General features: G+C 56.9%; 7 protein-coding genes and 1 pseudogene. 3 read left to right on the top strand and 5 right to left on the bottom strand.

All coding sequences use genetic code 11. The annotated features are described in order from the left end of the window. Nucleotides 1-79: 79 nt before the first annotated feature. Both FN633_RS04070 and nepI read left to right on the top strand, forming a co-directional pair. Nucleotides 80-541 (top strand): annotated as a pseudogene (locus FN633_RS04070) (DUF1198 domain-containing protein); the annotation flags it as partial. A 90-nt stretch (nt 542-631) separates the two neighbouring features. Further along, nucleotides 632-1,816: a purine ribonucleoside efflux pump NepI gene (nepI, locus tag FN633_RS04065; RefSeq protein ID WP_042393435.1), complete on the top strand. Its 1,185-nt coding sequence runs from the start codon at nt 632-634 to the stop codon at nt 1,814-1,816. Between the two features lie 52 nt (nt 1,817-1,868). Here nepI and FN633_RS04060 read toward each other — a convergent pair whose 3' ends face one another. The 5 genes from FN633_RS04060 to FN633_RS04040 all read right to left on the bottom strand — a co-directional run bounded on the left by FN633_RS04060 (nt 1,869) and on the right by FN633_RS04040 (nt 6,749). Continuing rightward, on the bottom strand, nt 1,869-3,248 hold the full coding sequence (locus tag FN633_RS04060; protein WP_154056841.1) for a carbohydrate porin: 1,380 nt from the start codon (nt 3,246-3,248) through the stop codon (nt 1,869-1,871). 133 nt (nt 3,249-3,381) lie between these two features. Further along, nucleotides 3,382-3,684, bottom strand: a complete 303-nt coding sequence (locus FN633_RS04055; protein WP_042393431.1) for a PTS lactose/cellobiose transporter subunit IIA — start codon at nt 3,682-3,684, stop codon at nt 3,382-3,384. A 1-nt stretch (nt 3,685) separates the two neighbouring features. Then, nucleotides 3,686-5,077 carry a glycoside hydrolase family 1 protein gene (locus FN633_RS04050; RefSeq protein ID WP_154056840.1) on the bottom strand — a complete coding sequence of 464 codons (1,392 nt, stop codon included), beginning with the start codon at nt 5,075-5,077 and terminating at the stop codon, nt 3,686-3,688. 19 nt (nt 5,078-5,096) lie between these two features. Continuing rightward, a complete protein-coding gene (locus FN633_RS04045; protein ID WP_042393428.1) occupies nt 5,097-6,422 on the bottom strand; it encodes a PTS sugar transporter subunit IIC in 1,326 nt (441 codons plus the stop codon). A gap of 12 nt (nt 6,423-6,434) precedes the next feature. Beyond that, entirely contained in the window at nt 6,435-6,749 is a 315-nt protein-coding gene (locus FN633_RS04040) for a PTS sugar transporter subunit IIB (RefSeq protein WP_042393560.1), read from the bottom strand. A 292-nt stretch (nt 6,750-7,041) separates the two neighbouring features. Here FN633_RS04040 and FN633_RS04035 point away from each other — a divergent pair, with 292 nt between their 5' ends. Continuing rightward, nucleotides 7,042-7,998, top strand: coding sequence for a LacI family DNA-binding transcriptional regulator (locus FN633_RS04035; RefSeq protein ID WP_154056839.1), 957 nt, complete (start codon nt 7,042-7,044; stop codon nt 7,996-7,998). Nucleotides 7,999-8,003 lie beyond the last annotated feature (5 nt).

The raw sequence follows: 8,003 nt of genomic DNA, 5'->3' as shown, positions 1-8,003 counted from the left end.
TGACGACCGGGATAGCGCACTAAAGAGACTGTATGCGTCGTCGTGTTTACCCGTATGATAAGCATTCTGGGATTGGGCAGGAGCTTTCATGATTTGGTTAACGCTGGCGACGCTGGTTATTGTTTTTGTAGTGGGTTTTCGGGTGTTGACCTCTGACTCCCGGCGGGCGGTACGCCGCTTGAGCGAGCGGCTGGGCACCACGCCGATGCCGGTTGAATCGATGATTGACCAGCTGGGAAAAGCGGCGGGTGCGGAGTACATTCAGTACCTCTCCCGCCCGGACGAGGCGCATCTCCAGAATGCCGCCCAGACGCTGCTGATCTGGCAGGCGTGCATTGTCGATAGCAGCGAGCAGAACCTCCACTACTGGCACCGTACGTTGCAAAAGGCCCGCCTTGCCGCGCCGCTGACCGATGCTCAAGTGCGTCTGGCGCTGGGTTTCCTGCGCGAGCTGGAGCCGGATATGGCCGAGATCAACAACTTTCAGGTGCGCTACAACGCTTTCTTTATGCCTGAAGAGGGCGTGCACTGGCTGCATTAAAAGTGGAAAGTTGCTAAAACGTTAAATACGTCACACTCAGAATGTTACACTGCGCGACTTTACCGCAATGTGACGTTGCCTGGAGGCAAAATGAGTGAGCATTTACAGGGAAAACCCCACCCGGAACTGGCTCGGCCCAACTGGTCAGCCGTCTTCGCCGTCGCCTTTTGCGTGGCCTGCCTTATCACGGTGGAGTTTCTGCCGGTCAGCCTGCTGACGCCGATGGCGCTGGACTTAGGCATCTCTGAAGGTACCGCCGGGCAGTCGGTCACCATGACCGCGTTTGTGGCCATGTTTGCCAGCCTGTTTATCACCCAAACCATTCGTACCACCGACCGCCGCTATGTGGTGCTCATCTTCTCGGTGCTGTTAACCCTCTCCTGCCTGCTGGTGTCGTTTGCCAACAGTTTTGCCCTGCTGCTGGTCGGGCGCGCCTGCTTAGGCCTTGCCCTCGGCGGCTTCTGGGCGATGTCCGCCTCGCTGACTATGCGCCTGGTGCCGACGCGCGTGGTTCCCAAGGCGCTGTCGGTGATTTTCGGCGCGGTGTCGATTGCGCTGGTGATCGCCGCTCCGCTGGGCAGCTTCCTCGGCGGCATCATTGGCTGGCGTAACGTCTTTAACGCGGCGGCGGTGATGGGGATCGTCTGTACGCTGTGGGTCTGGAAAGCGCTGCCGTCCCTGCCGGGCGAACCGATGCAGCATAAGCAGAATATGTTTGGCATTCTTAAGCGCCCAGGCGTGCTGGCGGGAATGATCGCCATCTTTATGGCCTTTGCCGGTCAGTTTGCCTTCTTTACCTATATCCGCCCGGTTTATACCAGCATGGCGGGCTTCGACGTTGACGGCCTGACGCTGGTGCTGCTCAGCTTTGGTATTGCCAGCTTTATCGGCACCTCCATGTCGTCCGCGTTCCTGAAAAAATCGCTTAAAACGGCGCTGGCCGTTGCCCCCCTGGTGCTGGCTCTTAGCGCCCTGACCCTGATCCTCTGGGGCAGCGATAAAATCGTCGCCTCTGTGGTAGCGGTAGTATGGGGATTAGCCTTTGCGCTGGTACCGGTAGGCTGGTCGACGTGGATCACCCGCTCGCTGGCGGATCAGGCGGAAAAGGCTGGATCGATCCAGGTTGCGGTGATCCAGCTTGCCAATACCTGTGGCGCGGCGGTCGGCGGTTACGCACTCGATAACCTCGGCCTGCTCTCGCCGCTGGTGCTCTCCGGCAGCCTGATGCTGCTGACGGCGCTGTTAGTGGCTGCGAAAGTACGCGTAAAAGGGTAATTGCTCTCTGCCCGGCTGGCTCTGCGCCGCCGGGCATGACGCGCGAACTACATCAGAACCACGCTTCCCACATCGCGCCGACGTTGAACGAATCCAGATTGCTCTCTTCCGTACCGTTTACCCGCGCGGTGCGGTCGTTATCCACCTGGCCGCCGGTGACGTAGAAGCGCAGCATCGGACGGAACTCTGGCCCCATTGCAATCGAGACGTTCTGCGACAGCGTCAGCTTCCAGCCGTGGTTATCCCCGCCCTGGTCGAAATCAACCCGCTGATAGCCCGCTTCCAGCCAGGTAGAGTGCACGTCGTTCCACCAGTACATTGGACGAACGATCGCGCCGTAGTTGCGGCGGTTATCCACGCTGTTGGCATCGTTATCGTAGTCGTGGAAGGCGAGCAGGTACTCAATCTGTGCCTGCTGGGTGAACTTGTAGTTCCCCTCAAAGCTGGCGTAGATCGCCGTCAGATCGTCGGTTTTGTTATACACGCTGTTGTCTGAGTTATCCGAGTAACGGGCAATCACCTTGTTCACCCCTTTCTCAGTGGTGTGGCTCAGCACCACGCCGCCCTGCCAGGCATTCTTACGCTCGTCGGTATCCACCGCCTTCGAGTCGAAGCCGTAGTTGGCATACAGCTCCAGATCCAGCGGGCCGACCTTCATACCGTGCACTTTGGAGGTAATGGCGTAGTTGCCTTTATCGCCGGTGCCGGAGCCGCCAGTACAGGTGATACGCGACGGGTTGCCTTCATCGTTCATCACTTCCGGACTACAGGACTCCACCGCCGCCACCGCCGCGACGTCAAACTGCACGCCGCCGATGTCAAAGTTTTTCACCCCTGCGCCCTGACCGTCGTGGTTCATCCAGAAGTAGTCGTTGATGCCCTGCTGCGGACGCTGGTGGAAGTCACGGCCTGCCCACAGGTAGGCGTTGGGGTTGGATGCCAGAATATTGGTCACCCCGGCGTAGGCTTTTTTCAGGTTCACCTCGTCGCCCCAGTGATCGAACATCACGTTGATGTCCCAGATAGCGCCGTTATCGCCTTTAAAGGCTTTCGAGAGTTGGAATTCACCGCCGTTGCCCTCGTTGCCCAGACGACCAATCGCGGAGGAGCCGTTATAGGAGCCGTCAACGCCAACGAACTTCTGATCGCCGCCCTGGAACTGCGCTCCGTAGCGGGCATAGCCTGTAAATTTCACGCCAAAGGGGATCGCCAGATCCGGCGACTGGGCCGCGGTTTGCGGCTCGGTAATCACATCGGCTTTCTTATCGATCGCCGCATCCATTTTCTTTTGCCGCTCCGCGAGGGCTTTATCAACTGCTTTTGCCACAATCGCGTCGATCTGTTCCTGAGTAAACTCCTGGGCGCTGACTGAACCAGAGCAAAGGGCAGCCATAACCGCCAGCGCGACTGGAAGTTTTTTATTGATATTCATTTTTTGTCTCAATCTAATATATTATTTTTAGACAATAACTATCCCGCCGCTTGATGCGGAATAGTTGCGCTATCACCATTAATTGTGAGGTACAGATTACTTAAAAACTGACTGATTATTTCTCCATAATTAATTAACGTTGATAAAGACGAATAATCTCTTCCGACAGTTCACGGGCCAGCAGCGAGGTCATTAAATGATCCTGAGCGTGAACCATAATTAAGGTCATCGGCTGGCGGGCTTCCCCGGCGTCCTGCTCGATCAGTTTGGTCTGCATATGGTGCGCCTGGCGTGCGTAGCCGTCCGCCTCGCGCAGCAGGCTGTTGGCCTCGTCAAAGTTGCCCTCGCGCGCGGCGTGCAGCGCCTCGAAGCAGAGGCTGCGCGACTGGCCAGCGTTGACGATAATTTCCATGACGGCCTCTTCCAGTTCAATCATCTTATTGTTCCTCGTTAAATCCGTTATTGGCGGCGGTAGCGGCAAACCACTCTCCGCTGCGTTTTATTGTCCGCGTCTGGGTGGCTAAATCGAGTTGCACAAAACCGTAGCGGTTTTTATAGCCGTTACACCACGACCAGTTATCAATAAACGTCCACATATGGTAACCGAGGCAGTGACAGCCCTCCTCAATACCCTTATGCAGCCACTTCAGGTGGCCGGAAACGAACTCAATCCGGTATTGATCGTCTATTTGGCCATTCTCAATAAAACGCTGCTCGTTTTCGACGCCCATGCCGTTCTCTGAAATAAAGCAGCGCGGGTTGCCGTAATTAACGCGTAAATTAGTGAGGATGTCGTAAATACCCGGCTCGTATATTTCCCAGCCGCGATAAGGGTTCATTTTCCGGCCCGGCATCTCGTAATAATCAAACAGCCACTCCGGCATAAACGGCGAGGCCGGGTTAACCGCGCTGTCGCGGCATTTCACGCGGCGCGGCTGGTAGTAGTTGATCCCCAGCAGGTCGATTTTGCCGTCGGCAATCAGGGCGCTGTCCTCCGGGAGGCAGGCCGGCAGCTGATCGTACTCTTTCAGCAGCGCGACTAAATCTGCCGGATACTCGCCAACCAGCACCGGGTCAAGGAAGCTGCGGTTAAACAGCAGATCGGCATGGTGCGCGGCAGTGAGATCCGCCGGGTTGTTTGAGCGCGGATAGGACGGCGTCAGGTTGAGGACAATGCCGATCTCTCCTGGGTAATGTCCGGCGCGGTAGGCGCGAACCGCAGAGGCGTGCGCCAGCACCGTATGGTAGGCCACCGTCGCCGCGCGTTTAAAATCCACCACGTTAGGGTAGTGGAAGTCATACAGGTAGCCGCCTTCTACCGGCACAATCGGCTCGTTGAAGGTAAACCAGTGCAGCACCCGGTCGCCAAACAGGTCGAAACAGATCTGCGCGTAGCGGCTAAACGCCTCCACGACTTCACGATTCTCCCAGCCACCTTTCTCCTGCATCACTATCGGCATATCGAAGTGGAACAGGGTGATAAACGGGACGATCCCCTGGGCCAGCAGCTCATCAATAACGTTGTTATAGAACGTCACCGCCTCAGGATTGACCTCACCCACGCCGTCTGGGATCAGCCGCGACCAGCTCAGTGAGGTACGGAAGCTGTTGTGGTTGAGCTGCTTAAGCAGGGCGATATCCTGCCGCCAGTTCTGGTAAAACGTTGAGGTGTCCTGCGGGCCGACCTGCTGGTGAAAACGGTACGGCTGGCTCGCATACCAGTGGTCCCACGTCGTGGCGCTTTTGCCGCCCTGCTGGCTCTGCCCTTCGGTTTGCAGCGCGGAACTGGCGCTGCCCCACCAGAAATGCTCTGGAAATGCGTATTTCATCTCTATTCTCTCCGGTTAATTACTGACGCACGGTGCCAGCCAGCGGCGTCACGTCCTGCGCTTTCTGCTCTTCGGTTTTCATCAGCGAACGCTCATAGGCGCGCAGGAACGGCAGGTACATCAGGGCGGACAGCACCATGCAGATCCCGCACATAATGACCGGACTCAGCGCCCAGTTAGCGGCCCAGGATGCGCCGATAGGCGCTGGCGTTGTCCACGGCGTCAGCGAGACCACCTGTGCCAGCCAGCCCAGTTTCGTTGCGGCGTAGGCGAGACAGGCATTAATCATCGGCACGAAGACGAAGGGGATAAACAGCATCGGGTTCATGATGATCGGCGCACCGAACAGAATCGGCTCGTTGATATTAAAGAAGCTCGGGACGATGCCCATTTTGCCGATGGTGCGCAGATGAGTAGCACGGCTACGCAGCAGCAGGAAGGCCAGCGGCAGGGTAGAGCCGACGCCGCCAATCAGCAGATAGTGATCCCAGAAGCCTTGCAGATAGATGTGGGGCAGCACCGTGCCCGCCGCCAGCGCAGCCTGGTTAGCGGAGAGGTTCGCCATCCAGAACGGGTTCATAATGCCGGTAACGATCAGCGAACCGTGAATGCCAGCAAACCAGAAGATCTGGCACAGCAGCACGGAGAGCAGGATGGCAGGCAGCGAATCCGACGCCGAAACCAGCGGCTCCAGCAGGTGCATAATCGCCTGAGGCAGGATCATGCCGGTTTGCGCCTCGATGAACAGGTTCAGCGGATGCAGCGTGCCGATAATCACCACCACCGGGATCAGGATCTCAAAGGAGCGCGCCACGCCAGTCGGCACCTCTTTCGGCAGGCGGATGGTGATGTTGTTCTGCTTCAGCCACGCATAGACGCGGGTAGAGTAGATGGCGGTGATCAGCGCGGTAAAGATCCCCTGGCCCGACAGGTACTGGGTGGAGATTTTGCCGTCGGCATAGGGTGCGGCCACCAGCAGGAAGGCCATAAACGCCAGCAGTCCGGACATCACCGGATCGAGATTAAACTGCCGACCAAGGCTGGCACCGATCCCGACCGAGATAAAAAAGGTCATCACGCCCATGCTCAGGTTAAACGGCAGCATTAGCTGTTCGCGATAGGTCTGGGAGAAGTCAAGCCAGCCGCGCGCGAAGCTGTTGGTGGTGTCGGCGGAGAAGGGCGGGAAGATAAACACCAGCATAAAGGAGCCGATGATCATAAACGGCAGCGCGGCGGTAAAGCCGTCGCGAATGGCGATGACATACTTCTGTTGCCCCAGACGTCCTGCCAGCGGCGTGATGGACTGCTCGATAACGGCAACCATGGATTGATATAACGAACTCATAGGAACACCCTTTTAGTGTGCCGCTTCGATGAGCGACAGAGCAAAGTCCAGCACCTTATCGCCGCGCTGCATACCGTAGTCCATTGGGTTAATGGGCTGAACGGGAATGCCGTGGGCGGCAGCCTTTTCTGACAGCGAGTTAAGCATGTATTTTACCTGCGGCCCCAGCAGCACCACCTGATAGCGTGGAAACTGAGTATCAAACTCCGCTACGCCGTAAGCATCGATCTCTACCGGTAAACCTCTCTCTTCTGCCGCTTCGACCATTTTCCTCACCAGCAGGCTGGTGGACATCCCCGCAGAGCAGCACAGCATGATCTTGTTCATCATCCCCATCCTCTAAATGTTAAAAGTTATTACAATGATGATTGGATATCATATGGAAACCGGTTTCCATCACTCTGATATTGAAGTGTGATACCCATCAAAGTCCGCAGGACATAGGGTGATTTTCCTGGATTTACATCACAGCTTTTTATGGCTCACTACCCGCAATAAGAGGTAAACGGAAAATCGGTTTCCATGCGAAATAGAATGCAGCTATACTGCTGCTGGCGATATTATGCACCATGTTTTGCTTGTTTTTCGGGCTGTATATTCGGCCTGACAGGGGAAAAAGATGTCTACAATCAACGATGTATCACGTCTGGCGGGAGTATCTAAAGCAACCGTCTCGCGGGTGTTGAGTGGGTCACGCGGCGTCAAAGAGGCCAGCCGATTGGCGGTGTTAAAAGCCGTCGAAGAGCTAAACTACCGGCCCAACGTCATCGCTCAGTCTCTGCTCAGCCAGACCACCGGCTGCATTGGCGTCATCTGCGCCCAGGATAATATCAACCAGACCACCGGCTACCTCTACGCGCTGGAGAAGCATCTCAGCCAGCATCAGAAGCACCTGCTTTTGCGCTTTGCCAATAGCCGGTCAGGGGTGATCAGTGCCCTCGACGAGTTGACCTGCGGTCTCTGCGATGATGTGCTGATTATCGGCGCGCGTTTTCCGCTGAATAACCTTGGCTATGATGATGTGATTCTGGTGGACTGCGCCGAAGCCGATACGCCGAACAGTATTCAGTTCGATCACGCCTTCGCAGCGGAAACGGCCTGCAACTATTTGATTAGCCAAGGTCGACGCCAGATAGCGCTGATCCACCCGGACGTGAGCGGCTCCGCTGAGCGGGTGCTGCTGGGCTATAAGCACGCGCTGGAAAACAACTTCCTGCCCTTTAACCGTAACCTGGTGTTTATGGATGCCACCTCGGCATCGGTAGCGCTCCAGGTGCTGCTTAACAACGCCACCACGCTGAACTTTAATGCCCTGCTGGTCGCCGACGAGCAGGAGGCGCAGCGGGTGATCACCCAGCTACAGGCGTTTAATAAATCGGTGCCGGGTGACATCATGGTCTTCAGCCTCGCTGGCTCCGTGCACCTGCCGGGGATCCCAACCATCCCGGCCATCGAATACTCGATGGACGCGATGGCGGCCCGCATCGTCAGCTGGCTGAGCGAAAAAACGCAGGACGTGCTGGGCGCGTGCGTGCTGCGCGGGGATCTCATCATTCCGGATATGCGCCAGCGCTAAAATAG

It is taken from the genome of Pseudescherichia vulneris (assembly GCF_902164725.1).
In the GTDB taxonomy this organism is placed as follows: Bacteria; Pseudomonadota; Gammaproteobacteria; order Enterobacterales; family Enterobacteriaceae; genus Pseudescherichia; species Pseudescherichia vulneris.
Note: the sequence above shows the minus strand (reverse complement) of the source record. Positions and strands in the feature narration are given on the sequence as shown.

Bases quoted from the DNA above. Each gene is read 5' to 3' on its own strand.
- nepI (WP_042393435.1), top strand. From the start codon at position 632: ATGAGTGAGCATTTACAGGGAAAACCCCACCCGGAACTGGCTCGGCCC.
- FN633_RS04060 (WP_154056841.1), bottom strand. From the start codon at position 3,248: ATGAATATCAATAAAAAACTTCCAGTCGCGCTGGCGGTTATGGCTGCC.
- FN633_RS04055 (WP_042393431.1), bottom strand. From the start codon at position 3,684: ATGATTGAACTGGAAGAGGCCGTCATGGAAATTATCGTCAACGCTGGC.
- FN633_RS04050 (WP_154056840.1), bottom strand. From the start codon at position 5,077: ATGAAATACGCATTTCCAGAGCATTTCTGGTGGGGCAGCGCCAGTTCC.
- FN633_RS04045 (WP_042393428.1), bottom strand. From the start codon at position 6,422: ATGAGTTCGTTATATCAATCCATGGTTGCCGTTATCGAGCAGTCCATC.
- FN633_RS04040 (WP_042393560.1), bottom strand. From the start codon at position 6,749: ATGAACAAGATCATGCTGTGCTGCTCTGCGGGGATGTCCACCAGCCTG.
- FN633_RS04035 (WP_154056839.1), top strand. From the start codon at position 7,042: ATGTCTACAATCAACGATGTATCACGTCTGGCGGGAGTATCTAAAGCA.